Annotated in this window: 27 protein-coding genes; 19 read left to right on the top strand and 8 right to left on the bottom strand. The window is 60.8% G+C overall.

Translation table 11 applies throughout. The features are described from left to right. Positions 1–247: 247 nt before the first annotated feature. On the top strand, positions 248–1,015 hold the full coding sequence (locus HGP12_RS07215) for a L,D-transpeptidase (RefSeq protein ID WP_168839584.1): 768 nt from the start codon (positions 248–250) through the stop codon (positions 1,013–1,015). A 67-nt stretch (positions 1,016–1,082) separates the two neighbouring features. Here HGP12_RS07215 and HGP12_RS07210 read toward each other — a convergent pair whose 3' ends face one another. Further along, entirely contained in the window at positions 1,083–1,979 is an 897-nt protein-coding gene (locus HGP12_RS07210; protein WP_168839585.1) for a sugar phosphate isomerase/epimerase, read from the bottom strand. A 178-nt stretch (positions 1,980–2,157) separates the two neighbouring features. Here HGP12_RS07210 and HGP12_RS07205 point away from each other — a divergent pair, with 178 nt between their 5' ends. From HGP12_RS07205 to HGP12_RS07145, 13 genes are all read left to right on the top strand, one after another. Continuing rightward, positions 2,158–3,228 carry a LacI family DNA-binding transcriptional regulator gene (locus HGP12_RS07205; protein WP_312862860.1) on the top strand — a complete coding sequence of 357 codons (1,071 nt, stop codon included), beginning with the start codon at positions 2,158–2,160 and terminating at the stop codon, positions 3,226–3,228. Continuing rightward, entirely contained in the window at positions 3,192–4,199 is a 1,008-nt protein-coding gene (locus HGP12_RS07200) for a substrate-binding domain-containing protein (RefSeq protein ID WP_168839586.1), read from the top strand. Before HGP12_RS07205 ends, HGP12_RS07200 begins: the two co-directional genes overlap by 37 nt. 72 nt (positions 4,200–4,271) lie before the next feature. Next, complete coding sequence (locus HGP12_RS07195; RefSeq protein WP_168839587.1) at positions 4,272–5,765, top strand: sugar ABC transporter ATP-binding protein; 1,494 nt, start codon at positions 4,272–4,274, stop codon at positions 5,763–5,765. Next, entirely contained in the window at positions 5,758–6,792 is a 1,035-nt protein-coding gene (locus HGP12_RS07190; RefSeq protein ID WP_168839588.1) for an ABC transporter permease, read from the top strand. Before HGP12_RS07195 ends, HGP12_RS07190 begins: the two co-directional genes overlap by 8 nt. 169 nt (positions 6,793–6,961) lie before the next feature. Next, positions 6,962–7,843: an ABC transporter permease gene (locus HGP12_RS07185; protein ID WP_409526824.1), complete on the top strand. Its 882-nt coding sequence runs from the start codon at positions 6,962–6,964 to the stop codon at positions 7,841–7,843. Continuing rightward, complete coding sequence (locus HGP12_RS07180) at positions 7,840–9,228, top strand: FGGY-family carbohydrate kinase (protein ID WP_168839590.1); 1,389 nt, start codon at positions 7,840–7,842, stop codon at positions 9,226–9,228. The genes HGP12_RS07185 and HGP12_RS07180 overlap by 4 nt, the downstream gene beginning before the upstream one ends. A 32-nt stretch (positions 9,229–9,260) precedes the next feature. Continuing rightward, entirely contained in the window at positions 9,261–9,917 is a 657-nt protein-coding gene (locus tag HGP12_RS07175) for a class II aldolase/adducin family protein (protein ID WP_168839661.1), read from the top strand. Positions 9,918–10,000: 83 nt separating this feature from the next. Next, the gene (locus tag HGP12_RS07170; RefSeq protein ID WP_168839591.1) at positions 10,001–10,276 is read left to right on the top strand and encodes a type II toxin-antitoxin system ParD family antitoxin; all 276 of its coding nucleotides are present in this window, start codon (positions 10,001–10,003) and stop codon (positions 10,274–10,276) included. After that, a complete protein-coding gene (locus HGP12_RS07165; protein WP_168839592.1) occupies positions 10,263–10,607 on the top strand; it encodes a type II toxin-antitoxin system RelE/ParE family toxin in 345 nt (114 codons plus the stop codon). Before HGP12_RS07170 ends, HGP12_RS07165 begins: the two co-directional genes overlap by 14 nt. A gap of 146 nt (positions 10,608–10,753) precedes the next feature. Beyond that, the gene (locus HGP12_RS07160; RefSeq protein WP_168839593.1) at positions 10,754–11,428 is read left to right on the top strand and encodes a response regulator transcription factor; all 675 of its coding nucleotides are present in this window, start codon (positions 10,754–10,756) and stop codon (positions 11,426–11,428) included. Further along, positions 11,425–12,876 (top strand): sensor histidine kinase, encoded by a 1,452-nt coding sequence (locus tag HGP12_RS07155; protein ID WP_168839594.1) that lies wholly within the window; start codon positions 11,425–11,427, stop codon positions 12,874–12,876. Before HGP12_RS07160 ends, HGP12_RS07155 begins: the two co-directional genes overlap by 4 nt. 208 nt (positions 12,877–13,084) lie before the next feature. Next, positions 13,085–13,675 carry an ankyrin repeat domain-containing protein gene (locus tag HGP12_RS07150; protein WP_246703299.1) on the top strand — a complete coding sequence of 197 codons (591 nt, stop codon included), beginning with the start codon at positions 13,085–13,087 and terminating at the stop codon, positions 13,673–13,675. 90 nt (positions 13,676–13,765) lie between these two features. Then, positions 13,766–14,602: a bifunctional allantoicase/(S)-ureidoglycine aminohydrolase gene (locus tag HGP12_RS07145; protein ID WP_168839596.1), complete on the top strand. Its 837-nt coding sequence runs from the start codon at positions 13,766–13,768 to the stop codon at positions 14,600–14,602. Positions 14,603–14,950: 348 nt separating this feature from the next. On the opposite strand, the gene HGP12_RS07140 is transcribed toward HGP12_RS07145, so the two are convergent. Further along, positions 14,951–15,577: a LysE family translocator gene (locus tag HGP12_RS07140; protein WP_168839597.1), complete on the bottom strand. Its 627-nt coding sequence runs from the start codon at positions 15,575–15,577 to the stop codon at positions 14,951–14,953. A gap of 195 nt (positions 15,578–15,772) precedes the next feature. Further along, complete coding sequence (locus HGP12_RS07135; RefSeq protein ID WP_246703277.1) at positions 15,773–16,225, bottom strand: DUF1801 domain-containing protein; 453 nt, start codon at positions 16,223–16,225, stop codon at positions 15,773–15,775. Between the two features lie 132 nt (positions 16,226–16,357). Between HGP12_RS07135 and greA the strand changes: the two genes are divergently transcribed. Next, positions 16,358–16,840 (top strand): transcription elongation factor GreA, encoded by a 483-nt coding sequence (gene greA / locus HGP12_RS07130; RefSeq protein ID WP_168839598.1) that lies wholly within the window; start codon positions 16,358–16,360, stop codon positions 16,838–16,840. A 32-nt stretch (positions 16,841–16,872) separates the two neighbouring features. On the opposite strand, the gene HGP12_RS07125 is transcribed toward greA, so the two are convergent. After that, positions 16,873–17,892, bottom strand: a complete 1,020-nt coding sequence (locus HGP12_RS07125) for a LacI family DNA-binding transcriptional regulator (protein WP_168839599.1) — start codon at positions 17,890–17,892, stop codon at positions 16,873–16,875. 108 nt (positions 17,893–18,000) lie between these two features. Here HGP12_RS07125 and HGP12_RS07120 point away from each other — a divergent pair, with 108 nt between their 5' ends. Then, positions 18,001–19,194, top strand: coding sequence for a phytanoyl-CoA dioxygenase family protein (locus HGP12_RS07120; protein WP_168839600.1), 1,194 nt, complete (start codon positions 18,001–18,003; stop codon positions 19,192–19,194). A 7-nt stretch (positions 19,195–19,201) separates the two neighbouring features. Continuing rightward, on the top strand, positions 19,202–20,011 hold the full coding sequence (locus HGP12_RS07115) for an SDR family oxidoreductase (protein WP_168839601.1): 810 nt from the start codon (positions 19,202–19,204) through the stop codon (positions 20,009–20,011). 88 nt (positions 20,012–20,099) lie between these two features. On the opposite strand, the gene HGP12_RS07110 is transcribed toward HGP12_RS07115, so the two are convergent. The 4 genes from HGP12_RS07110 to HGP12_RS07095 all read right to left on the bottom strand — a co-directional run bounded on the left by HGP12_RS07110 (position 20,100) and on the right by HGP12_RS07095 (position 22,578). Then, positions 20,100–21,302, bottom strand: coding sequence for an alpha-D-ribose 1-methylphosphonate 5-triphosphate diphosphatase (locus tag HGP12_RS07110; protein ID WP_312862866.1), 1,203 nt, complete (start codon positions 21,300–21,302; stop codon positions 20,100–20,102). Beyond that, positions 21,298–21,459 (bottom strand): hypothetical protein, encoded by a 162-nt coding sequence (locus HGP12_RS33935; protein ID WP_168839603.1) that lies wholly within the window; start codon positions 21,457–21,459, stop codon positions 21,298–21,300. Before HGP12_RS33935 ends, HGP12_RS07110 begins: the two co-directional genes overlap by 5 nt. Before the next feature lie 131 nt (positions 21,460–21,590). After that, the gene (locus tag HGP12_RS07100; protein WP_168839604.1) at positions 21,591–22,391 is read right to left on the bottom strand and encodes a PfkB family carbohydrate kinase; all 801 of its coding nucleotides are present in this window, start codon (positions 22,389–22,391) and stop codon (positions 21,591–21,593) included. A 7-nt stretch (positions 22,392–22,398) separates the two neighbouring features. Then, on the bottom strand, positions 22,399–22,578 hold the full coding sequence (locus HGP12_RS07095; protein ID WP_205926370.1) for a hypothetical protein: 180 nt from the start codon (positions 22,576–22,578) through the stop codon (positions 22,399–22,401). 221 nt (positions 22,579–22,799) lie between these two features. On the opposite strand from HGP12_RS07095, the gene phnF reads away from it, so the two are divergent. After that, complete coding sequence (gene phnF / locus HGP12_RS07090) at positions 22,800–23,558, top strand: phosphonate metabolism transcriptional regulator PhnF (RefSeq protein WP_168839605.1); 759 nt, start codon at positions 22,800–22,802, stop codon at positions 23,556–23,558. A 102-nt stretch (positions 23,559–23,660) separates the two neighbouring features. Further along, a complete protein-coding gene (locus HGP12_RS07085) occupies positions 23,661–24,473 on the top strand; it encodes a class I SAM-dependent methyltransferase (RefSeq protein WP_168839606.1) in 813 nt (270 codons plus the stop codon). Positions 24,474–24,480: the final 7 nt, after the last annotated feature.

Genomic DNA, 24,480 nt, shown 5'->3' with positions numbered 1-24,480 from the left:
GCGTTACCTCGTCGCACGGATTGACGCCAGCCGGCATCGGCAAGCACGAGATCGTCTCCGGCGACGGGCGGCGTGCGTTGGGCCGTTCTCGAAAGTGCGGGGGCGTGTGCTCATCGTGTTGGCGGACTTGCCATCATAGATCGCAATTGGCTATGGGGTTATCGCCGTAGGATGATGAGACATGTTTGCCTTTCAGCTTTCATTGCCTGAAAGGGCGGCACCAATTGCGAGGATTATCAGGAAAGAAATGCGCTCAGCCAAGAACGAAAAGAGCCTCTCACGACGGGCTTTCATACTCGGATCCATCTCCGCGACCGCATCGCTTGCGGGGTGTGCCACGACCGCTCCGGTTCCGACGCCGATTGCCGCTCCGGCTCGCATGCCGCCTGTCGTTCCCGTCGCTTCGCAGGCTGAGAGCGCAATCGCACCTGATCCGGAACTCGAAGCCCGCTATGCCTCTCTGGTCGATGGCGGCCATGTCATTCCGGCCATTCCCTATCGAAAGCTGGATCCGAAATTTTACCGGCAGCGCGTTCCCGATCCGACCGGGGAGCCGGCCGGCACGGTGGTGGTGGATACCGCGTCGAGGTTCCTCTATGTCGTGGAACGCGGCGGCACCGCCATGCGATATGGCGTCGGCATCGGCCGCGACGGCTTTGCATGGGAAGGCGAGGGGATCATCCATTGGCGGCAGCATTGGCCGCGCTGGAAACCGCCGGGCGACATGATCGCGCGCAAGCCGGAACTTGCAAAATATTCGGTGGCCAATGGCGGCATGGATCCGGGTATCAAGAATCCATTGGGTGCCCGTGCGCTCTATATCTTCCAGAACGGCAAGGATACGCTCTACCGTCTGCATGGCTCGCCAGAATGGCGCTCGATCGGCAAGGCATCATCATCAGGCTGCGTTCGCCTGGTCAATCAGGATGTCATAGACCTTTATGAGCGCATTCCCTATCACGCGCGCATTGTGGTTCATCAGTCCCCGCTGCAAAGCAAGGGTGTTTCCGCCTGAATGAGCGGGGAGCCGCTGCAACTGCTTGATGGAATGCCGTTCAAGGGATGTTCAAGCGGGTCGGCCGTTAAGGCAGGCGGCTGCGCTGCTGGCTCTGACGCTGGGCTTCCTGGGCGGCCTTGAGCTGCGCCTTCGTATACATCAGCGCGTGTTCGGCAAGGTCACGGCCATCATCCCAGAGGTTGCGCCAGATGCCGAGAATACCTTCGAGTGGTTGGCCGACGACGCGGGAAGAGAAGGATTCGAAGGTGATAGGCCCCTTGTAGTCGGAGCGGACAAGAGCGCGGAAGACGCCGGTAAGATCGATCGTGCCCGAGCCCATATAGCCGCGATGGGAATCGCCGGTGTGGAAGTAGCCGAGATGATCGCCGGTTTCGAGAATGGCGGCCTGAATGTCGGATTCCTCGATGTTCATGTGATATACGTCCAGATGTACCTTCACGTTCGGCATAGCGATGCGCTTGCACATTTCCACGCCTTGGGCCGCCGTGTTGAGGACATTGGATTCGTAACGGTTGACCACTTCCAGAACGAGCGTGATGTTGCTTTTCGCTGCCGTCTCGGCCACTTGACGCAGAATGTCGGCCGATTGCGCGACGCCCGCGGCGGTCGTCGGTTCGGTATATTTCCCGAAGGCCGAGTGCAGGATGCCGCCGATATATTCGCCGCCGCAATCACGGCAGACGGCAATCGCCTGTTCCAGCTTTTCCTTGCCGCGGCGACCCTTCTCCTTGTCGCCGCTTGAAATGTCGCTGTCGAAATCGAGGCCGAGCGAGAAATTGATGCCGATGCCGTTCTTTTCCAGCTGGCGGCGAGTGAATTCAGGATCGATCAGGCTCGGATCGAGCGCTGGCGCCTCGATGAAATCGTAGCCTACCTCGGCGCTATTTGCGATTGCGCGGGCGCATTCGTCGCGGCTCCAGCCAGCCTCCCAGACCAGCGCGTGAACTCCCAGCTTGTTCATGATCGTCCTCCCGGTTTCGTGGATGCAAAAGGAAATGCTGCAATGCAAAAGACATGAATCGTTTTATACTTGAATTCACTCGCATTGACACAGTGTCTATACAGGCATAGCTTACAATAAAACGTTTCACCAGAATTTTCGTGACATCAATCGGAGATTGTTAGTGGAGGAGGGAAAAGTGTCGAAATCGCGAACTCCCTCCATCAAGATGGTGGCCGACAGGGCGGGCGTATCGGTAGCGACCGTTTCGAATGTTCTGAACGGCAAGCCGACGGTCTCCCCCGATTTTGCCAGGCGCGTGAACGATGCCGTGCGCGAACTCGGTTATGTTGTCGATCTCGGTGCGTCGCGGTTGCGCTCGCGCAAGACGCAGCTTGTCGGCGTGGTGGTGCCTGATCTTACCAATCCGATGTTTGCCTCTTTCGTCTCCACGCTGGAGCATCTGGCGCGCCTCGATGACTATGATCTGGTCGTCGTGTCTGCGCGCAACAATGCCGAGGAAGAGGCCGATCGCCTGCGCAAGATTCGCGCCTGGCGCCCGGCCGGCTTGATCGTCATTCCCTGCGATGGCGCCTTTGCCGAGCGGCTGCCGAACGGCTTTTTCGCTCCGGTCGTCCTTGCCGACCGCATACCGGATGCGGCGGGGTTCGATCTCATCGCGGTCGACAATGGTCCGGCCGCCGGTGCGATCGCCGCCCATCTCGATGAGCAGGGTTATCGTGATTGCATGGTTGTCGGCAGCAGCCTTTCGATCAGCAATGTGCGCGAACGCTGGGAGGGTGTACAGGCGGCAGTCAGGCGCATGCATGTCGAGATGCTGGAGATCGGCATCGATGATGCCAATGGCGCGCAGCGTCTCGAAGAGCGGCTTCGCCGACGTCCGCTGCCGGGCGCGCTGTTTTCACTCGATCATGGCACGACGCTCCTGACCTATCGCGCCATGGCGGAGATCGGGCTTTCCGTGCCCGGTGACCTCGCCTTTGCGAGCTTCGACGATATGGAATGGATGCAGCTGGTCGCGCCCGGCATCACGGCCGTGCGCCAGCCCATCGAGGAAATGGCCGAACAGGCCTGGGCGCTGCTCTTGCGGCGCATGACCGGCTCTGCCGGAAAACCGGTTACACGGCGCCTGCGCTGCGCCGTCGAGATCCGCGGTTCGACGCCGCGGAGCCCGCTTGAGGAGGCGGGTAATATGAAACTGGGAGGAGAAAAATGGAAATTACAAGACGAACCATACTCACCGGAATAGGCGGCGCCGTCGTCGCCGGTACGCTTGGCGCAACGATCGGAGTTGCCCAGGCAGCCGAGCCGCAGGTTGGCGTCGTGGTCAAGATCGGCGGCATTCCCTGGTTCAACGCTATGGAAGTCGGCATCAAGAAGGCTGCACCGGAATTCAAGGCGAATGCCTGGATGGTCGGGCCGACGCAGGCGGATGCCGCGCAGCAGGTGCGTGCCATCGAGGATCTGATCGCGCGCAAGGTCGCCGTCATCGGTATCGTGCCGAACGATTCCGCCGCGCTCGATCCCGTTCTCGGCCGTGCGCGGGCTGCCGGCATCAAGGTGCTGGCTCATGAAGGCCCGAGCCAGAAGGAGGCGGATTGGGACTTCGAGTTGACGACCATCGAAGGCTATGGCCAGGCACATATGGACCTGCTCGCCAAGCAGATGGGCGAGCAAGGCAAGTATATCGTCTATGTCGGTTCGCTGACGGTTCCGCTGCACAATGCCTGGGCCGACGCGGCGATTGCCTATCAGAAGCAGAAATATCCGAAGATGGAGATGCTCGGCGACCGCTTCGGCGTGGCCGAGAGCCTGGATGAAAGCATCAAGACCACGCAGGATCAGCTGCGCGCACATCCGGATCTCAAGGGTATCCTGACATTCGGCTCGCAGGGTCCGATCGGTGCGGCGCGCGTTCTCGACGATCGCGAAAAAGCCAAGTCGATCGCGCTGGTCGGCGGCTTCTCGCCGGGGCAGGGCGTCAAATACGTGAAGTCCGGCACGATCCGTGGCGGCTTCATCTGGAACCCGATGACGGCAGGCGAGATCTTCGTCCAGCTCGCCTCCCTGCTGGCCGCCGGCAAGGAGCCGACCGACAATATGGAGTTGACCGGCGTCGGCAAGGTTCGCGTCTATCCGGACAAGAAGCTCATTCAGGCCCAGAAGCTGGAGTCGCTCGATAAGGAAAATATCGATCGGCTCGTAGCGCTCGGTCTCTAGGCGTTCCTCCCGAGGGCCGGCGGTTGGCGTAGGTGCCGCCGCCGGCCGATCCATCACAATCGGAGCGGATCGATGAGCGATGATATTCCGTTTCTGCGTTTGACCGGACTGTCCAAGCGGTTCGGCGGCGTGCGCGCATTGGAGGAGGTCGACTGGGACGTTCGGCCCGGCGAGATCCATTGCCTCGTCGGTGAAAACGGCTGCGGCAAGTCGACGCTCATCAAAACCGTGGCCGGCGTGCACCCGCCCACGGCGGGTATGATTGAAATCGAGGGCAGGCCGGTTCTTCCGCTCGATCCAGCCGGTGCCAAGGCTTTGGGAATCCAGGTGATCTTTCAGGATCTTTCCTTGTTCCCCAACCTGTCCGTTGTCGAAAACATCGCCGTCGAGAGCCATCTCGACCGGCTCGTAAAGTCCGTCAACTGGAAGCAGATGCGCGAGAAGGCCAGCGCCGTGCTGGCAAGGCTCGGCTTTGCGCTCGACCTCGATCTCGCGGTGTCCGATCTCTCTGTGGCCGAGCGCCAGATCGTTGCCATCGCGCGCGGCCTTGCCGCCGAGGCGCGGCTGATCTTCATGGACGAGCCGACGGCGTCGCTGACGCGAACGGAGGTCGACCGTCTATTGGGGATCGTCGGACGACTCAAGGCGGACGGCATTGCTGTCGTCTTCGTCTCCCACCGGCTCGACGAAGTTGTCGAGATTGCCGAACGCGTCACCGTGATGCGCGACGGCCGCAAGGTCGGCACCTGGCCTGCCGATCAGATGAGCGAGAAGAAGATCGCGCATCTGATGACCGGGCTCGACATCGATCATGCGATCGTCGCCCGCGATATGGGCATGGCTGCGCCCGTTCTCGAGGTCAGCGGCCTGTCGCGGCGTGGCGAGTTCGCCGACATCGATTTCACTCTTCGCCGGGGCGAGGTGCTGGGTATCTCCGGTTTGCTCGGATCGGGCCGCACCGAACTGGCCCTGACGCTGTTCGGCATGCATCGCGCCGAGCGTGGCAGCATCCGCCTCGAGGGGCGACAGCTTGGGCTTCGTTCCAATCGTGACGCGGTGCGCGCGGGCATTGCCTATGTCTCCGAGGATCGTCTGAGCCTCGGCGTCATCCTGCAGCAGTCGATCGGCGACAACATCATGCTCGCGGTCATGAGAGGCATGGCCAACCGGCTGGGGCTTATTCCCGACAAGACGCGCAAGCAGCTTGCCGAAGATTGGGTAAAGCGGCTGGCCATCAAGGTGCCCTCGGCCGATCGTGCCGTGCAGACGCTGTCGGGCGGCAATCAGCAGCGGGTCGTTTTGGCGAAATGGCTCGCCACGCGGCCGAAGGTTCTGATCCTCGATTCCCCGACCGTCGGCGTCGACATCAAGAACAAGCAGGGCATCTACGACGTGGTGGCTGATCTCGCCCGCCACGGCGTCGCCATCATCCTCATCTCCGACGAAGTGTCGGAACTGTTTGCCACCTGCGACCGCATCCTGCACATGCGCGCCGGCCGCATCGTCGGCGCAGCGGTGCCGGGAAACGTCAGCGAGGCCGATATGAAGGAGCGCATCTATGCATGAGCAGAGCCAGACGGCCGGATCATCCTTCGCCGCGCAATTGAAGCGCCGCCCCGAAACGTGGCTGCTGGCCGTCATCGCATTGGTGGTGCTTGTTTTCTCGCTGACGGCGCGAGACTTCCTGACGCTCGCCAATATCATCGACCTGCTCGAAACCTATTCGGTGCAGGCGATCATGGCGATGGGGCTTTTCGTCGTGCTGGTTTCGGGCGGTATCGACATCTCCTTTGCGGCAACTGCTTCCGTAGCGCAATATTGCGCGGCATTGCTGGCAACGCAGTTCGGATTTTCCGCACCCGCCGTCATCGTCTGCGGTCTGGCGATCGGCGTCGGCCTCGGCTGCCTCAATGCGCTGCTAGTCCACTATGTGCGCATCACGTCGATCATCGCCACGATCGCCATGATGAGCGTCAGCTTCTCGTTGCTCATGTATTTCTCGGGTGGCAAATCGATCTACACCCTGCCGGACTGGTGGACGAACCGCATCGTGTTCTGGCGCATGGAGACGGCATCGGGCGATATCGTCCGCGTGACGCTGCCGATCGTCGCCATGGTTGTCGTGACACTGTTCACGTGGGCGTGGATGACGCGGTCTTCCGTCGGGCGTCAGCTCTATGCCATGGGCGGCAATGGTGAGGCCGCGCGGCGCATCGGCATGAATATCGGCCGCCTGCAATTTGTCGCCTATGGCTATCTCGGATTGCTGGCGGCGATCGCTGGTCTGCTGCAGGCGCACCGGGTCGGCGAAAGCGTGCCCAACGCCATGTACAATACCGAACTTGCCGTTTTGTCCGCCGCAGTGCTCGGCGGCGCCAGCCTGACGGGCGGCATCGGCACCGTGCCTGGCGTGCTGCTTGGCATTGTGCTTCTGGCCGTCCTGCAGAACGGGCTCAACCTGCTCGGCGTCTCCTCCTATTTCTTCCAGATCGTCATCGGCATTACCATTCTGGTCTCGACCTCGATCACCGTGATCAGCTCGCGTCCGGGCCGCCGCCACCGAATCATCGCCGGAGCGTCGTCCAATGGCTGAGAACCCACTTCTCTATAACCTCAACAGCAGCCTGGCGGACCTGGTGGCGCGCGTGCGGACGGGCGTTCCCGGTGCGCATACGAGTCTGATCGTTCTGCTTGTCCTGCTGATTTTCGGCTTCTCGCTCTTCATTCCGAATTTCGCTTCGCTCGGCACGCTGCAGTCCTTCATGTACCAGCTGCCGCTGCTCGGACTCCTGTCCCTGGCGATGATGGCGCCGCTGATAACAGGCGGCCTCAATCTGGCGATCATCGCGACGACGAACCAATGCGCGCTGTTGATGGCCTTCACCATGCAGAGCCTGATCACGCCTGACAGCGGCATCGGGACGGCAACCGCGGTGATCGTTCTGGCGCTTGCCGCCGGTCTCGCATTGTGCCTGCTCATCGGCCTCGCGACCGGTCTGCTGGTCGCCTATACCGGCGTCCATCCGATCCTGATCACGCTCGGCACGAAATCGCTGATCGACGGGATCAGCATCTATCTCACGCGCGGCATGGCGCTCTCAGGCATACCGGACGGCTTCAGCCGCATCGGCACGACGACTATCGTCGGCGTGCCGCTGATATTCCTGCTGCTGATCGTCGTGGCCATTGTCGTCAGTCTCATTTTGCGACGTACCGCTTTCGGCGTCGCCTGCGCCATGATCGGCTCCAACATCGAGGCCGCGCGCTATTCGGCGATCGACACGCGCCGGGTGCTGGTCGGCGTCTACGTCATGTCGAGCCTGATCTGCTTTTTTGCCGCCTTGGTCATGCTGGCGACGTTCAATTCGGCAAGTGCGGATTATGCGCAATCCTATCTGCTGGTAACGATCCTTGCGGCGGTGCTTGGCGGCGTCGACCCGTTCGGCGGCTTTGGTACGGCCGGCGGCCTGATGCTGGCGCTTGCGATCCTGCAGGTCATCTCCTCGGGCTTCAACCAGTTCGGCCTCAGCAACTATCTGACGGTCGCGATATGGGGCGGCATTCTCATCTTCGTCGCCCTGGTTCAGACGGCGAGGCCCTATCTCATGGGACTGCTGCCAACACGTTTTCTCGGTCCGAAATGAGCATCGTCGCGGTTTTCGACATAGGCAAGACGAATGTGAAGCTGTCGGCGGCAACCGATGACGGTCATGTGCTGGAAACGCTATCGACGCCAAACAGGGTCAAGGAGGCGCCGCCCTATCGCCATCACGACCTTGACGAGCTGGAAAGCTGGCTCATCGATAACCTGGCAGCATTGGGCAAACGGCATGACATAGGCGCGATCGTCACCTGCGCGCATGGTTCCGGGGGCGTGCTGGTCGATAGGCAGGGCGCGGCAATGCCGATGATCGACTACGAGCAGCCCATTCCCGCCGATGTCGACGCCTGCTACAGGGCGATCGTCGGTCCCTATCGCGAAAGGGCAAGCGCCATCATGTTGGGCGCGGCGCATCTCGCGCGGCAAATGCTCTGGCAGGAAATGCACTGGCCAGAGACATTCGCTGCTGCGAGCGCCTATCTCGCTACCCCGCAATATTGGGCTTTCCGCCTCTCCGGGGTCTTGGCAAGCGAGGTTACGAGCCTGGCGGCCCAGTCGCATCTTTGGGCCTCGGCCGACGGGCGGCCGGCCGCGCTCGTTGCAAGCCGCGGCTGGCAGCGCCTGATGCCGCCAATGCGGCGGGCCTGGGAGACACTGGGGGGCCTGAAGCCGGAGCTTGCCAGGCGCTGCGGCCTGAAGGCAACGACGCGCATCCTGTGCGGCGTGCACGACTCCTCGGCAAACGTCTACCGTTACCAGGCCGCCGATCTCTCCGATTTTACGGTCATTTCGACGGGCACGTGGATCGTCGCGCTCACGGATCGCCTCGGCGTTGATTTCGATATCGAGCTGCCCGGTCATTCCTGCAATGCCGATGTGTTCGGCAATCCGATGCCCGGCATGCTGACCATGGGTGGGCGTGAATTTTCCGCCGTTGCCGCAAAGGCCTCAGGCCCGGCCTCGATGCAGGCTCTGCGGCGGATCGTCGCCTCAGGCACCTTTGCGCTGCCGACCTTCGGCTCGGACGATGGGCTCTTTCCCGGCACGGCGCACCATGGCCGACTGGTGGGCGCGCTTGCCGACGATGGGGACGTCCGTTTCACGCTCGCCATGCTCTATTCGGCGCTGCTGACGGCGGCTTGCATCGGGGATCTGCCTGCAGCGGGAACGGTGGTGCTCGACGGGAGTTTTGTCGTCGATCCCCTCTATGGCGCCGCTGTTGCCGCCCTCCTGCCCGACCGGCGGGTGCTTGTGAGCCGCAGCACGACCGGCACGGCCACGGGCGCCGCCATGCTCGCCGCCCATGAAAAGCGCATTTCGCCGGCGCCGTTGGCCGCAGAGGCGCCGGATATTGCCGGCTTTCCCGACCTTTCATCCTATCAGCGCCGCTGGCAGACGCTGATCAAGACCATGGAGCAAATATCGTGACGACTTACGACGACAACGCCCAGCGCGAGGAAATGGTAGAAATCTGCCGCCGGATGAACGCGTCCGGCATCAATCAGGGAACGGCGGGCAACATGTCTGTGCGCAATCCCAAGGGCTTCCTGATCACGCCCACATCTCTTCCCTATGACGCGATGCAGCCACGGGACCTGGTGCAGATGTATTTTGACGGCAGTTACGAGGGTGAGCGCCGGCCGTCGTCGGAATGGCGCTTTCATCGCGATATCCTTGCCTCCCGCCAGGACATCGAGTGCGTTCTCCATTGCCATTCGGTCTACGCGACCACGCTTGCCGTGCACCACAAGACCATCCCGAGCTTCCACTATATGACTGGCGTCGCGGGAGGCACGACGATCCGCTGCGCGCGCTATGCCACCTTCGGCACGCAGGCCCTTTCGGACGCGGCCATCGAGGCGCTGCAGGACAGGCTCGCCTGCCTGCTTGGTCAGCATGGTCAGATCTCGCTCGGCAAGACGCCGGCGGCCGCGCTTGCCCTTGCCATCGAAGTCGAAACCCTGTCGCGTCTTTATGTTCAGGCACTGACGCTCGGCGAGCCTCCCATTCTCGATGACGAGGAGATGGCGCGCGTCATCCAGCAGATGAAGAATATGAGTTATGGGATGGCGCCGGATCTGGGCGGCGTCAACGATACGGCAAAGCGCCGTCAATAGGCCCAAAGATCGAGGTCTCCTTGATACGACGCCTTGACATATATGCGACTGGGTCGCACTTTAACGCTTGAAGGAGATAGCCAGTGAGCGTCAAGTCGTCGATATCGTTGACGGATCAGCAAGATGCATTTGCCCGCTCGCTCGTCGAGACGGGACGCTATTCCAGCTTGAGCTCCGTCCTCCAGCAGGGTCTGGAGCTGCTGCGGCAAAAAACGGAGACGGAGGCCGCAGTGACGGAGGCGCTCCGCACGCTCATCCAACGCCGGGTCGATGGGCCGAAAATCTCTGGAACGGACATGGAAGAGCGGATCGAAAGCATGATCGAGCGGAAGCGGCGAGCTCTTCGTGTGGAATCTTGAATATTCAAGAGAGGCTGATCGCGATTTCGAGCTGATCTTCGACCATCTGTTCGCGGCCTATTTGAACCTCGGAGATGCGCCCGAGGAAGCTCTCGAGCGCGCCGCCGAGCGTGTTCGCGCGCTTCGTCTGGCGATCGATCGGCTGGTCGAGACGCCATGCATCGGAACGTTGCGATCGGATGTCCATCCCGGCATCCGCTTCCTGCGGCGTGACAGGGCTGCGATCTGGTTTCTGCCGGTCGAGGAGCCTCGGGCGATTGTCGTTGCCGCGATTTTCCTTGGCGGCCAGGATCACATCAGGCGGATGCTCGCGCGCTTGCTGGAAAGATAGTGACGTTCCGGCCATGTCCCGCCGGTTGCTGCCGGCAGCAACCGGCGCAAGCCGATACCACTTCGTAAATCTGCGTGTAATGTAGCTGCAATCTTTGGCTGTCAGTGGGGCAAGGGATGGCAAGGCCGTTCTTTGGGGGGAAGTCATTGCGAATTTTGCTTCTTGAGGATGAGCCCGAAATGGCTCGAGCACTGCTCGAGGCATTGAGGCGCCGCGATGTGCTCGCCGATCACGTCCGAACGATTGCCGATGCGGATGCCATGGCCCGCGTCGGGACCTATGATGTCCTAGTCCTCGATCGTCGCCTGCCGGATGGCGAGGGCCTCGATCTTGTTGCTGCGCTTCGTCAACGCAGGCATCCCGTGCCGATCCTCGTCCTGACCGCTCTCGGCACTGTCGACCATCGTGTGGACGGACTTGACAGCGGGGCCGACGATTATCTTGCCAAGCCTTTCGCCATCGAGGAATTGCTCGCCCGTTTGCGAGCTCTCCAGAGACGCGGCCCGGCACTTTCAGACAGATATCTGAGTTTCGGCAATCTCAGTGTCGATCCGCGAAGCAGTGAAATCTCCATTGCCGGGTCGCTTGTCGAGTTTCCCCGACGCGAATACCTTGTGCTGGAGGCGCTGATGCGCCGTCCGAACCGTATCGTTACGAGGCCGAACCTGATCGAGGCGGTTTACGCATTGGAGGACGAAATCGGATCGAATGCCTTGGACGCGCACATCTCGCGAATCCGGAAGAAGCTCCTGCTGGCCGAAGCCACGGTCGAGATAAGAGCCGTTCGAAACATTGGCTATCTAATCCGGACCAAGGCATGAAGACAGAGCGCAGCCGGTCGTTGCGGTGGGGGCTGATAAAGCGCCTCATCGCCTTGCAGGCCTTTATTCTCGTTCTCTTTTTCGTTCTTCTCGTCGGCTGGATCTGGATCATCAATCCGGAGCTGGAGGATGCCAACGAAGAGGCGGTCCGCGTCGTCGCGCAACAGGTCATAAAGGACGATGACGGGCAGCTGCAGGTAGCCGAGACGCAGGAGGTCGTCGAGCTGAAGCAGCGCTATCCGGAGCTCTGGTTCACCGTCCGCGACGATAAGGGGATCCTCTTTCAATATGGAGAGATACCGGCAGCCGCTCTCAAGCAAAGCTTTCCCTGGACGATCGACCGGGCGAGGGTGGAAGCTGGCAATGGCGCGCATGCCACGGTCGAGAACCGGGAGACTTCCGTCGGCAAGCTGCAGATCATGGCGGCCACCGAACGGGGCTTTGACAATGATGGCCTCAATGTGTGGATCAATATGCGTGTCGAGGTCGCCAAGGGTCCCCATGGCGAAATCGAATGGTTCAGGGTCTTGCCGGCTTTGGCATTCGTCATCGTCATCGGTGTGTTTCCCATACTGGCGCTCACGGGTATCGCAACGCTGCTCGTCACGCCGCGCGCCGTCGGCCGGTCGCTGAGCGGTCTCGTCGAAACGGCAACACAGGCACAGGCGATCGATTTCGATACCCGCTCAGCCCGGCTTGAGCGTTCGAAGGTGCCAACCGAAATCATTCCCTTGGTGGACGCGTTTAACCATGCGCTTTCGAAGCTGGATGAAGGGTATAAAAGGCATAATCGCTTCCTCGCCGACGCCGCGCACGAGCTGAGAACGCCGATTGCGATTGCGCGGACGCGGGCCGATCTTCTCCCCGATGCCGAGGTGAGCCATCAGCTTCGGGACGATATCGACCGCCTCTCCCGCGTTGCGCATCAGCTTCTGGAAATGCAGGCCATCGGCGCGGTCGAGCTGCGCGCGGAAAAGAAAGATCTGAATATCGTGGTCGAGAACATCGCCGCCGACCTCGCGCCGATCGCGATGGATGCCGGCTACGATTTCGACTTCGAGCCGAGCCCCGAGGAAGCGGTGTTTGTGATCCAGACCTCGACGATCGAGATGGCGGTCGTCAACCTGATCCGAAATGCGATCGATCATGCGGGGGGAAAAGGCGCGATTGTCGTTCGGGTCGGGTCAGCCGGCACGATCGATGTCTGCGACGAAGGTCCCGGCATACCGCTCGCAGAGCGCGATCGTGTCTTTGAGCCGTTTCGCCGCATCAATGCCAGTTCCTCCGGAGCCGGCCTGGGACTGAATTTGGTCAAGAAGGCGGCCGAGATTCACAGCGGAAGAGTTTTGTTCCCCGACGCCGGCCAAGGCTTCTGCGTGCGGCTGGAGATCGGCTCCATTCCTCCCTCGGTCGTGGCGGCGGACAGGGGCTGGCGAGGAAAACGGTGAGGTCATGCCTGGGTCATTGCAACGGAAAATCGTGAAAGTGTTTTCATTTTCTCAGCGGTCCCGGCTTGGATATTTGATTTTCTGAAGCGGGGTTCCCTGCTAGGTTTGGGCAAACACATCAACGGGATGAGGCATGTTGAAACTTTTGCTGTCGGCCTGGCTTTTCCTGACGGCTGTCTGCACGCCTTTCCTTGCCTTCGGCGATACAATGGATCTTCGACTACACAAGGAAGCCACGGCGGGCGACGTCACCGCCATCCGGGACCTGCTCGTCGACGGCACTGCCATCGAGGCGCGAGACGCAGGCGGCGCGACGGCACTGCTCGTCGCGACGCATGGCAACAAAGTGGAGGCCGCGCGGGCGCTGATCGAGGCAGGAGCAGACGTCAACGCCAAGGACGAGATTGAGGACAGTCCCTATCTCTATGCCGGTGCTCGCGGCCATCTTGATATTCTAAAGCTCACGCTCGCCCACGGCGCGGATCTTAAAAGCATCAATCGCTATGGCGGTACGGCGCTCATTCCCGCGTCCGAGCGCGGCCATGTCGAAACGGTCGATACCTTGATCAAGGCCGGGGTCGATGTCGATCACGTCAACCGGCTCGGCTGGACGGCCCTGCTGGAGGCGATCATCCTCGGTGACGGCGGCCCGTCTCACGTCCGGATCGTTGAACTGCTGATCGGTGCCGGCACGAACGTCAATCTCGCCGATAATGACGGCCTAACGCCGCTTCAGCATGCGCGCAGCCGTGGCTACGGCAAGATTGTAGAATTGCTTGAGAAAGCAGGGGCCACGTGACGCGGCATTTCCGCTTTTAGCGCAATCCGCTATATGGCGGAGGCGCATGCCGCAGCCTCGGCGAAACTATGAGAATGAAGGGTCCAGACGATGCAAAGAAACTATTATTCTTCTCTTGGCGGTCATCCGCCGCAGAGCGATCTCCTGACGGGGAGGGCGGTATTCACGGAGGCCTATGCCGTCATTCCCAAGGGAGTGATGCAAGACATCGTCACGAGCTATCTGCCCTTTTGGAGCGTCACCCGCTGCTGGGTGATCGCCCGGCCGCTCTCGGGTTTCGCCGAAACCTTTTCGCAATATGTCATGGAGGTGGCGCCGGGTGGCGGCAGCGACAGGCCGGAACAGGATGCCGAGGCCGAAAGCGTGCTCTTCGTCGTCGATGGCGAGATCGAACTGACCCTGCCTTCCGGCAAGCATATCCTCCAGCCGGGCGGCTATGCCTTCCTCCCCCCAAGCCTGAAGTGGTCGCTGCACAACCGCGCGGGCGTGCATGCCCGCTTCCATTGGATTCGCAAGGCCTATGAGGCTGTCGAGGGACTGGATCATCCGCAGCCGCTCATCCTCAACGAGAAGGACATCACGCCGTCGGCCATGCCAGGTACCGGCGGAGGCTGGGCGACCACCCGCTTCGTCGATCCCTCCGATCTGCGTCACGACATGCACGTGACGATCGTCACCCTGCAGCCCGGCGCCGTCATTCCCTTTGCGGAAACCCATGTCATGGAGCATGGCCTCTACGTGCTGGAAGGCAAGGCCGTCTATCGTTTGAACCAGGATTGGGTCGAGGTGGAAGCCGGCGATTTCATGTGGCTGCGTGCCTTCTGCCCGCAGGCCTGCTATGCTGGCGGCCCCGGTGCCTTCCGCTACTTGCTCTACAAGGATGTCAACCGCCACATGGCGCTCCGTCCCTTCGGTTCGCGCCGTTAAGCTTGAGGATGCTTGGGAACCCGCGCGTTTTGGGCACCGGGTTTCGCATGCTTCGGCGGTTATTGCCCGAGTGAGATCGCGCTCGACACGAATATTATCGCCTATCAGTTCCTGTCGTCTGGTTTTTGCTCGTCATCTCCCGCGGGCAACCCGATCTCGATCAGCGTTTGGTTAATTTTCCGGCGCGCGTCGAGATGGATTCGGGATGGTGCTGCGAGCAGGCAGCGAAATGTTGGCGGCTGTCGAGCCTGGCCGCAGCTGCAGTCCCTTGGCGACAGCTTGCTTTGCCCGATCGGCCCAATCGCTGATAGGCGGTCGCTGATCTTCAGTTAGTTACACGAAAGCACATCACTGCTGCTGCAGGGCAAGCCTCACGCCCAGGACCATATAGATCGTGCCGATGACTTTCCCCTGCCAGCGTCCGATGGTGCGGTTGCGGCGCAGCCAGCCGCCGATCGAGCCGGCTCCGATTGCCAGAAGCGAGGTAACGCCGATGCTGAGGGCGACGAAGATGGCGCCGAGCAGCGCGAATTGCGCGATGACCGAGCCGCTTTCCGGATGAATGAACTGCGGCAGGAAAGCGAGGAAGAAAAGGGCGGTCTTCGGGTTGAGGATCTCGGTGAAAAAACCTTGCCGAAACGCGCGCAAGGGCGTGATGGCCTGTGCGGTCGGCACGTCAATGCTGCCGCTCTTTTCGAAGAAAGCCTTGAAGCCGAGATAGATCAGATAGATGACGCCGGCAAACTTGACGACTTCGAAGGCCAGCGCGGATGTGGCGAGCAGCGCCGACAATCCGAAGGTCGCCATCATCGTATGGAAGAGATCGCCGGCGGCAATGCCAAGGCCGGTTGCCAACCCGGCACGCTTGCCGCCGCTGATGGCTCTGGCAAGCGTGAGCAGCGTGGCAGGCCCTGGAATGACCATCAGACCGAGCACTACCAATATATAGGTCGTCAAAACACCGAGGCTGACCATCGATTTTTCTCACGCTGATAATTTGCGGGCAAAGCCCGCGAAAGCGATGATTTGCACCCGCCACAATTGGCTGTTGAAGACTAATCGATTTGAGGGTTGTTGCAACAGTCACTTTGGATCTGGGATTTGGCGACGGCAACCGGCGGCCCGCGACCTGATTGCCGATCAATCGCCCGGCATGCATTCGGCAAAGATTTACATACTCTCGCCGGGCAGCCGGCTTGCTTGCTTTACCCAATCGGTAAACTGCGCTTCGTCGAGCGTCTCGTCCTGATGGATATTGAGGTAGCGCGTCTCCTTGCTTTTCGAAGCTCCGGGCGGGATAGGATGCAGCGCTGCGCCGCGAAAGAGGGCGACCTTGATGTATTTCGTGAAGCAATGGATGCCCAGAGCCGTCGCCGTCCATGCCATAGAGTGGCGAATTCCATTTGACCGCCTTTCGAACGTCGGGGACGGCCTTACGACGAGCGCATCGATCCGGCGTCCGACCTCGCTCTTCCAGCCCGGCATGGCGGCGATATCGGCCTGAACCGGCGCGTCGCCATCACCCTTGGCGATCTGTGGATTGCTGCCTGAAAGCAGTCTCGGTTCCAATGCCGCCTGCGTCGGCAGCGCATTTGTCGGCGACCCGGGCTTTCTATCGGCCATCGCATTTGGTCTATAGTATAGGGCTGATTTGCCGATCGTCCCCATCGTTCAGGCCGAGCCGTTCGAGGGCTGGCCGGCTGGGCGTCGTCGGGAATGTCAAAAGAATACGAAGCGCCGAAATGGAGTTTGAAATTGAGCACAGCGTTCATGAAGGAAGAAAGTGCCGAAGCGGCAGCGGAAACCGTGCTGCCCGACAGGCCCATTTCTTCGCATCCGAACCTCGTTACGGAGGCGGGATTGAAGGCTTTGGAGCTACAGCTTCAGGAAGCGCGAAAAGCCTATGAAACAGCAAATGCCATCGAAGACATCAATGAACGCCGGCGGCAAAGCGCCATCCCATTGCGCGATGCGCGCTATTTCGCTGAAAGGGTCCGCACGGCCGACGTCGTGCCGGCTCCCGGCTCGTTCGAGGTCGTCGCCTTCGGGAGCACGGTGACCTATAGCCGGGAAGACGGCCGCGTGCAGAAATATCGTATCGTCGGAGAGGATGAGGCCGATCCGAGGGCGGGATCGATTTCATACGTTTCACCCGTCGCAAGATTGCTGATGGGAAAGAAGATTGGCGATGTCGTAAGCCTCGGCAAGGAGGAGCTGGAAATCACCGCGATCGAATAGCCTCCATCTCCGATGCAACGGCCGACGTTGAACTAGCGTGCGGGCTCGAAGGGCGTGGCGATCGCGACCCGCGACGGCGCCACCTGGAAGTCGGCCGGCAGCATCCGATGATAGGCGAGCATGAGCTGGCAGGCGCTGCGGGCATCATGGCGCAGATCGTGGTGGATGACGAAGGTGATCTCGCCGGCGGCAAGCAGCCTGACATTGTCCTGATCGAGATCATGCGCCGCAAAGACCGTGCATTCGCGCCGGGCTTCGGCAAAGGCCTTCAATATGGCGCGATTGCCGCCGCCAGCTGAGTAGACTGCGCGAATATCCGGCTCACGTTCCAGCGCATCGCGGACAAGAAGCTCGGTCGTGCGGTCCACGCCGAAACCTTCCGAAATGCGGACGACCGAAAGATGAGGAAAGCGCTCCGCCAGCACTTCACGAAATCCCTGTTCGCGCTCGTCTTCGCCGGCAAAGAGCTTGCTCGACAGTGTTACCAGCACCTTGCCCGTCAGCCCTCCGGTCATGCGGCCGAGAAGATAGGCGGCGGTCGCGCCCGCCACGCGATTATCCATTCCGACGTAGCCGATGCGGGAATTTTCCGGCAGATCGGTCACCAGCGTGACCACAGGGATTTTCACCGCCATGAGCTGGGCGGCAAACTCGACGATGGCGGGTGTGGAGGCCGCCTTCAGGACGACACCATGGCTGCCGCGCCGGCGTATGGTGTGCAGGATCGATAGAAGCTCCTGCTCGCTCATTGTCTCGGCCACATGAAACCGCGCTGAAAACGAGGCGGGCCGCATGCCGGGCAATTCCGCTTCGAAGGCTTCGCGGACGGCAGCGGAAAAGCGCTGCGGCGTATCCATGACGACATCGATCACGAGGCGCCGTCCAGCCAGGCCGGACTGCACATATTGCCGCTCGAGCTCGGCAATCGCCGCTGCAACCCGTGCGCGGGTAACAGTGCGCACGCCGTCGCGCTCATGCATTACCCGGTCGACGGTCGCAAGGCTGAGCCCGGCCTGCAGAGCAATGTCTTTCAATGGGAAAGGCGATTTCAAGGCGGCTCCTTCTGAGGTGTTTTTGAGGTGTTTTGTATCTTTCTCATAGGTCGGGCCAAGACTAGGATCAATCCCATAAGTCCAACGTCACTTTGGGAGGAGATCACCATGGACGCTCAGACGGTCGCCAGCCGGCGCAGCCAAAAGGTTTGGCTTTCGGCCGATTGCGGCAATTTCGATCATTTCAAGAGCGTGGTCGAAAAGACCGCCAATCCGACGGACTGGCCGTCGGCGCCGGGGATCGAGAAAAACATCCTCATTTATGATGGTGACAAGGTTCGCAGCGCCGCCGGAAATGAAGACGAACGCCGCGCCCTGATGGCCGAGTGGGTCGAGGCCTTCACCTCAGGCCCCGGCATCGTCGTCATCAAGGATGCCATGCCGGATACGGCAGTTGTCGATCGCGCAACCACTGTATTCGAAGCCATTGTCCGTGAGGAAAAGGAGAGGGGCAAAGGCGCTGGCGACCACTTCGCCAAGCCCGGCGCCAATGACCGTATCTGGAATGCCCTGGAAAAGCACTGCCTGTCGGACCCCGAGAATTTTGCCCGCTACTACGCCTCGACCACCGTCGCCATGGTGTCGGAAGCTTGGCTTGGCGTCGGCTATCAGATGACCGCGCAGATGAACCGCGTCAATCCAGGCGGCACTGCACAGAAGCCGCATCGCGATTATCATCTGGGCTTCATGTCGCCGCAGCAGATGCAGGCCTATCCCGGCCATATCCATGCCGTTTCACCGCTTTTGACGTTGCAGGGAGCGGTCGCGCATTGCGATATGCCGCTCGAAAGCGGGCCGACGCTGTTCCTGCCCTATTCGCAGACCTTCTTCGAAGGCTATATTGCCTTTGGTCGTCCGGAGTTCCAGGCTTATTTCGCCGAGCATCACGTGCAATTGCCGCTGAAGAAGGGGGATGCCGTCTTCTTCAATCCGGCGGTCATGCATGGAGCCGGCAACAATGTCTCGAAAGACATCTACCGTATGGCCAATCTCCTGCAGGTGTCGTCGGCCTTCGGGCGGGCGATGGAGAGCGTCAACCGTACCCGCATGTCGATCACGGTCTATCCCTCCCTTCTCGCCGCGCTCGATGCCGGCACGCTGAGCCGTGCCGAGATCGCCAATGTGATCGCATCGACGGCCGAGGGCTACGCCTTCCCGACCAATCTCGACAGCGATCCGCCTGTCGGCGGTCTCGCACCGAAGACCCAGGCGCAGATCATGGCTGAGGCGATCGATGCCGGGACGGACGCCGGGCGGTTTGCCGAACTGATCGCCGCCCATGCCGCACGCAGGGAGGCTTGAGGATCCGATGAGCCGACTGGATGGAAAATTTGCCGTCGTCACCGGCGGCACGCAAGGCCTGGGTGCGGAAGTTGCGCGGCTCTTTGCCGAACGGGGTGCTGCCGGTCTGACGATTTGCGGCCGCAGCACCGGCAAGGGCGAAGCCAAGGCGCGGGAAATTGGTGACCGCTATAAGATGCCGGTTGATTTCGTTACGGCAGATCTCGGCGAGGTCGAGGACTGCCGCAAAGTCATCGCGACGGCGGTCGAAAAATTCGGCCGCATCGATGCGCTCGTCAATGTCGCTGCCATCACCGACCGCGGCACCATTCTCGATACCGATCCGGATCTGTTCGACCGGATGTTTGCCATCAACGTGCGTGCACCCTTCTTCCTGATGCAGGACGCGATCAAGAATATGATCGCCAATGGCATCGAAGGCACCATCGTCAACATCTCCTCGATGTCGTCGATGGCCGGCCAGCCCTTCATCAGCGCCTATTGCTCCTCCAAGGGCGCGCTCGACACGCTGACCCGAAATACCGCCTTCGCGTTGCTCAGAAACCGGATCAGGGTCAACGCGCTGAATATCGGCTGGATGTCGAGCGACGGCGAGGATCGCATTCAACGCGAATATCATGGTGCCGCGGAGGATTGGCTGGCAAAGGCGGCTGCAGCTCTGCCATTCGGCCGGCTCGTCGACCCGGCGGAGGTCGCGCGCGCCGTCGCTTTCCTGTCGTCAGAGGAATCCGGCCTGATGACCGGTGCCACGATCAACTTCGATCAGTCGATCTGGGGCGCCTATGAGGGATCGCCGCATCCACAGAAAGCGATGTGACACGGATAGATTGGCGGGAGGGAAATCCCTTCCGCTGAGGGCCGGCGTCGCATGCCGGCGGGGAGTGCGAGCCGGTCTTGCCTTGAGCTTAGAAGCTCTTGATGGAACCGTCGGACCAAACCATCCTGCCGCCGCGGATCGTGCTGCGAAGCCGCGGCACGCGGCCACGTTCGGCAATCACCAGATCGGCGCGCAGCCCCTCAGCGATGCGGCCACGATCGTTGAGGCCGAGTGCCTTTGCCGGGTTGGCGCTTGCCAATGCGGCCGAGGCCGGCAGACCGCCTTTGCCGATTTCCGCAAGAGCGATCACGGCCGGCAGAATGGCCGATGGATGATAGTCGCTCGCCAGAATATCGAGCACGTCGGCTTCATAGGCTTCGCGTGCGGAAAGATTGCCGGAATAGGAAAGGCCGCGCAGCGCATTCGGTGCGCCCATGGCCGTCGCCAATCCCAGCCGCCTTGCTTCGGTCGCCGTCGCGATATTGATCGGAAACTCGCTGATCGCCGCGCCGAGACTATGCAGGAGCGCGACCTTCTCGATTGTGTCATCGTCATGGGAGGCCAGCGCGACGCCGTTCTCGCGTGCCAATTCCGCCAGTCCGTTGATGATGTCCATGCTGTCGCCATGTTCGCTGCGCGCAGCCATGCGCTGCTTCACGAGCTCGGCCGCCTGTGACTCGCTGATCTTCTTGGCCTTCGCCGTGTTGGCGATGTGCAGCTCGATATCGCGGTATTGCCCCTGGCCCGGTGTATGGTCCATGAGCGAAATCAGATGGAGCGCACCGGCATCAATCAGGGTCTTCGCTTCTTTCAACGCAGGCAGGAAGGTCACCTCGAAGCGGCCATGGACCCGGTGGTCGATCAGCAACTCCTCGCGCATGGATGCGAGCGTTTCGACCATCGCGCGGGTATTTTCCGCGGAGCGCACATGGCCATAGGTAGCGGGTGTGAAGGCAACCGCCGCATAGGCTGTCGTCACGCCGTTGGCGGCAAGCTTCTTGTCGAGGTCGTAGACGCCAAGTTCGAGCGGCATGCGGACATTGACGCGCGGCTCCACGCATTTTTCGATCATATCGCCATGCATGTCGACGAAGCCGGGCAGCAGAAGCCGTCCATGACCATCTACCTCTGCCCCGTCGACACGCCGTTCGCTGATATCGGCGATCAGCCCGTCTTCGATCCTGATGGCGCCGCGCTCAATCACGCGGTCCTGCAATACAATTTCAAAATTACTCAGCCACATCGTCTTGCTCGTCCTCGATCTTGATGGCTTGCAGGTGCAATTCCTAATCGATCAATGCCTTTACATCGTCCGGATGATGAAAGACACCGATCATCGCAACGCCGGACGCTTTGAGCTGCGCCGACCGGCCGGCGGCGAGAATTTCCAGCGCCTGTGCGTGGGTATAGGATGCGCTGACTGGATTGCCGGTCTTCTCCTCAGTCATCGTCTTGTCCTCGGCCTTGGGATTCGTTGTGGCGAGTCTTCAAATATTCGAATGAGAACTATAATCATTCGAATGAATTGTCCACGACGTTTTCAGGCATAAGGAGCGATTTCTGAGGCGCCGCGAAATCCTCAGTCGCCGCGCCGGCGTAGCCATTCCGCCGTGATGCGGCTTGCTTCATAGGCGGCCGCCGCTGGCGCCTGCCCTTCCACCAAGGCAAAGAGAAAAGACCCTGCAAAGCGGTCGCCGGCGCCGATCGTGTTTGCCGTGTCGACCTTCGCTGCCGGTTCGACCTCAACGGCCTTTAAGCCGTCAAACAGCGTGATCGGGCGCGTGCCGTCGGTGAGCACGAGCATCTTCAGGCGCGGACCGGCGATCTGCCCGGCGCGCTGCCAGGCAAGCGTCAGATCATCCGCAACGTCGTCACGCGAGGAAATGACATAATCGGAAGGGCGGGATGTCGCGGGCCGGAGGGGGAATTGCGAGATAACGAGGGGCTGGGCGTCGATCTGTTCGACAAGGTTTTTGTCGAGAGCAATAGCATTGATATAGACGCCGGCGCCTGACAGTTTCCCAGTGACCGTGAGCGGCTGGGATCGTCCGGCCGGCGCGATGATCGTCCGCTCTCCATTCGGCTCGAGGAAAATTTCCAGTGGCGCGGTTTCTCCCGGGACCATCGCTATGTAGCTGGTGTCGAAGCCGGCTGCTGCCAGCGATTCGAGCGCCGCTTGCCCTTGTGTGTCCTGCATCAGCCGCGAGACGATGGCGACATCGGCTCCCAACTCAAGTAACTGCCGCCCGGTATAGAAGGCGCCACCGCCGAGACGGGTTGTTTGGGACGAAAATTGCATCCGTCCGCCTGGAACCAGCGGAGCATCCAACTGCCATATGCGATCGTGGTTTACCGATCCGATAACGATTATTCGGGGCATGCTCCGCCTATCTGCCGTCAATGCCTGGTGCCAGTGCGTCCACGATGAAACGCTGTGCCAGCAGGAACATCAAGAGAACGGGGACGATCGACAATAGGATCGTCGCCATCAGCGGCCCCATAGCGATCCATGTGCCGAGGAGTGCGGTCGTGCCCGCGATAAATTGACGACGATTAAGCCCTACCATCTTATCCTCGATATCCGACTGGTTAGTAAAACATTCGGATATTTATGTAGCATGGCGAATGACACTCATGTGAAGGGAGGTGTGACTAAAGGTCAAAGCCCAATGGAGAAATTGGCTTTGGCTGTTGTTTGGTGGATTTCGATCATCGGGCAGAGATTGAAAATTAATGCTGTAGCGATATATGTCATTCGAATGACATGGGTTGAATTCGGAAAGCAGGCATGGAGAAGAAATTGCTGCACGGGCAATGGCAACAGGTCGAGAGCGACATTGCCGAGGATATTCTGACAGGCCGCCTGTCATCCAAGGCGCAGCTTCCGACCGAATCCGACCTGATGGAACGTTTCGGTGTCGGCCGCCACAGCATACGACGCGCCATTTCCCGGCTCGAAAGCCGAGGGCTCGTGCTGGTCGAGCAGGGGCGCGGAACCTTTGTCAGGGATAGCCGCCTCGACTACCGCCTGTCGGAACGCACGCGCTTTTCCCAGAACCTGCTCGATCAGGGCAGGGAGCCGCTTGGGCAGGCCATTCATGAAGAGGTGGTTCCGGCTTCCGAGATGATCGCGGAGGCTTTGCGGCTTCCCCATGGCGAGCCCGTCTATCATATCGTCCGGCGTGGGTTTGCCGACGAGGAGCCGATCAACTATTCGCACGCCTACTATCCGGTGCGCCGCTTTCCGGGCTTCGACGAGGCGCGGCGCAGCGGGCGTAGCGTAACCGTCATTCTGGCCGAATATGGCATCCCCGACTATATCCGCCTGCGCACCGATATCGTCGTTCGTCTGCCGACAAGCGAGGAGGCCAAGCAGCTCTGCCAGTCCATGTCCCAGCCGGTGGCCGTATCGAGAAAAGTGGACGTCGATCTCAAGGGTACGCCGATCTCCTATTCCGAGTCTGTATGGCCGGGCGAGCGCATACAATTCTCGATCGACAATACCAGCCAGCTTCTGGATGTGCTTGCGCGCGGTGATGCCGGCTGAACGGATCGGCTCTACGCGGCTTGCGCCTGTGCGACGCTGAATGACGCCCCCGGCGCGATATGCTAATGTAACGGCCTGTGAGGCGCGCAGGGGATCATGGCAATGTTGGAGACGGACAAGGTATTCGCCGGCTCGATTCCGGAAAACTACGACCGTTATATCGTGCCGCTGATTTTCGAGCCGTTCGCCGCGGATCTTGCGCGACGGGCAGCGTCACTGGCACCGGACGCGGTCCTCGAAATTGCCGCGGGAACCGGGGTCGTCACCCGCGCATTGGCGCCCAAGCTGTCCCCTGATACAAGCTACGTCGTTACCGACCTCAACCAGCCGATGCTCGACTATGCGGCTTCGCAGCAACCGCCAGACAGCCGCATCATTTGGCGGCAAGCAGACGCCATGACGCTGCCGTTTGAAAATGCGGCCTTCGATCTCGTCTTTTGCCAATTCGGCGCGATGTTCTTTCCAGATCGCATCGCGGCCTATCGTGAAGCAAAGCGCGTTCTGAAGCCTGGGGGACATTTCCTGTTCAACGTCTGGGATCGCATCGAGGAGAATATCTTTGCGGATGACGTGACGAACGCGCTGGCCCGGATTTTCCCGAACGATCCGCCGCGCTTTCTGGCACGTACCCCGCATGGCTATCACGATATGGACCGGATTCGCAGCGATCTCGAGAATGCAGGTTTCGCCGATGTGACGATCGAAACGAGAGCCGAACAGAGCCGCGCATCCTCGCCGCGCCTACCGGCCGTAGCCTATTGTCAGGGAACGCTTCTTCGCAACGAAATCGAAGCCAGAGAAGCGGGAAGCCTGGAGGCTGCAACCGATTACGCCGCATCCGTGATAACAGACAGACATGGCAATGGCGAAGTTGCCGCCAAGATTCAGGCGCATATAATCTTGACCACGGCCTAACGCCTGG

It is taken from the genome of Rhizobium sp. P28RR-XV (genome assembly GCF_012641385.1).
In the GTDB taxonomy this organism is placed as follows: Bacteria; Pseudomonadota; Alphaproteobacteria; order Rhizobiales; family Rhizobiaceae; genus Rhizobium.
Note: the sequence above shows the minus strand (reverse complement) of the source record. Positions and strands in the feature narration are given on the sequence as shown.

What these genes read in the sequence shown, in the direction of transcription:
- HGP12_RS07135 (WP_246703277.1), bottom strand. Translation starts at nt 16,225, where the DNA reads ATGGCCGATAGAAAGCCCGGGTCGCCGACAAATGCGCTGCCGACGCAG.
- HGP12_RS33935 (WP_168839603.1), bottom strand. Translation starts at nt 21,459, where the DNA reads ATGACTGAGGAGAAGACCGGCAATCCAGTCAGCGCATCCTATACCCAC.
- HGP12_RS07175 (WP_168839661.1), top strand. Translation starts at nt 9,261, where the DNA reads ATGGTAGAAATCTGCCGCCGGATGAACGCGTCCGGCATCAATCAGGGA.
- HGP12_RS07095 (WP_205926370.1), bottom strand. Translation starts at nt 22,578, where the DNA reads ATGGTAGGGCTTAATCGTCGTCAATTTATCGCGGGCACGACCGCACTC.
- HGP12_RS07210 (WP_168839585.1), bottom strand. Translation starts at nt 1,979, where the DNA reads ATGAACAAGCTGGGAGTTCACGCGCTGGTCTGGGAGGCTGGCTGGAGC.
- HGP12_RS07145 (WP_168839596.1), top strand. Translation starts at nt 13,766, where the DNA reads ATGCAAAGAAACTATTATTCTTCTCTTGGCGGTCATCCGCCGCAGAGC.
- HGP12_RS07190 (WP_168839588.1), top strand. Translation starts at nt 5,758, where the DNA reads ATGCATGAGCAGAGCCAGACGGCCGGATCATCCTTCGCCGCGCAATTG.
- HGP12_RS07140 (WP_168839597.1), bottom strand. Translation starts at nt 15,577, where the DNA reads ATGGTCAGCCTCGGTGTTTTGACGACCTATATATTGGTAGTGCTCGGT.
- HGP12_RS07085 (WP_168839606.1), top strand. Translation starts at nt 23,661, where the DNA reads ATGTTGGAGACGGACAAGGTATTCGCCGGCTCGATTCCGGAAAACTAC.
- HGP12_RS07185 (WP_409526824.1), top strand. Translation starts at nt 6,962, where the DNA reads ATGTACCAGCTGCCGCTGCTCGGACTCCTGTCCCTGGCGATGATGGCG.
- HGP12_RS07120 (WP_168839600.1), top strand. Translation starts at nt 18,001, where the DNA reads ATGGACGCTCAGACGGTCGCCAGCCGGCGCAGCCAAAAGGTTTGGCTT.
- phnF (WP_168839605.1), top strand. Translation starts at nt 22,800, where the DNA reads ATGGAGAAGAAATTGCTGCACGGGCAATGGCAACAGGTCGAGAGCGAC.
- HGP12_RS07195 (WP_168839587.1), top strand. Translation starts at nt 4,272, where the DNA reads ATGAGCGATGATATTCCGTTTCTGCGTTTGACCGGACTGTCCAAGCGG.
- HGP12_RS07200 (WP_168839586.1), top strand. Translation starts at nt 3,192, where the DNA reads ATGGAAATTACAAGACGAACCATACTCACCGGAATAGGCGGCGCCGTC.
- HGP12_RS07155 (WP_168839594.1), top strand. Translation starts at nt 11,425, where the DNA reads ATGAAGACAGAGCGCAGCCGGTCGTTGCGGTGGGGGCTGATAAAGCGC.
- HGP12_RS07100 (WP_168839604.1), bottom strand. Translation starts at nt 22,391, where the DNA reads ATGCCCCGAATAATCGTTATCGGATCGGTAAACCACGATCGCATATGG.
- HGP12_RS07150 (WP_246703299.1), top strand. Translation starts at nt 13,085, where the DNA reads ATGGATCTTCGACTACACAAGGAAGCCACGGCGGGCGACGTCACCGCC.
- HGP12_RS07215 (WP_168839584.1), top strand. Translation starts at nt 248, where the DNA reads ATGCGCTCAGCCAAGAACGAAAAGAGCCTCTCACGACGGGCTTTCATA.
- HGP12_RS07115 (WP_168839601.1), top strand. Translation starts at nt 19,202, where the DNA reads ATGAGCCGACTGGATGGAAAATTTGCCGTCGTCACCGGCGGCACGCAA.
- HGP12_RS07180 (WP_168839590.1), top strand. Translation starts at nt 7,840, where the DNA reads ATGAGCATCGTCGCGGTTTTCGACATAGGCAAGACGAATGTGAAGCTG.